The 456-nt window shown below is 58.6% G+C and carries 1 pseudogene; it reads left to right on the plus strand.

What is annotated here, in order from left to right:
* A pseudogene (locus DDR33_RS26310) lies at positions 1–456 on the plus strand (hypothetical protein); the annotation flags it as partial.

Genomic DNA, 456 nt, shown 5'->3' on the forward strand with positions numbered 1-456 from the left:
GTGAACCGCTTTAACAGCGCTGTCTACCAGAGTATCTTAAGGAGCAAAACAGCCCTGCGGGGTGCACGCGACCTCCACGACGGTGATCTGAGCTGCCTGGAGGGTTTCGAGTTCAATGCAAATAGTCCGCTCAGGGAGGCGCTGAAGGTGAGGCCCTCGGTGTCGCTGACCAGCGGGGGAAAGGTGCGCGTGCAGATGGACGGATGGGGCAAGCTTAGCGGGCTGAAGATCCCTTCTGCGGTAAAGGAGGCGACGGACAGCTACCGGCTGCGCTTCCTGGTCACGGCCCTGAACTTCCGCAGTGAATTTTATGAATATGTGGCGGTAAAGGATGTGGCGGTGACGGACTGGAAGGATATGGAGGCGCTGGACTTTGAGATGGAGGGGACGATCCCGGAAGGGTGTATGGTAATAGTGACGGCCTCGCTGGATTGCCTGGGCGTCAGTGATACGGGT

Origin of the sequence: Pararcticibacter amylolyticus (assembly GCF_003130405.1) — a bacterium.
In the GTDB taxonomy this organism is placed as follows: Bacteria; Bacteroidota; Bacteroidia; order Sphingobacteriales; family Sphingobacteriaceae; genus Arcticibacter; species Arcticibacter amylolyticus.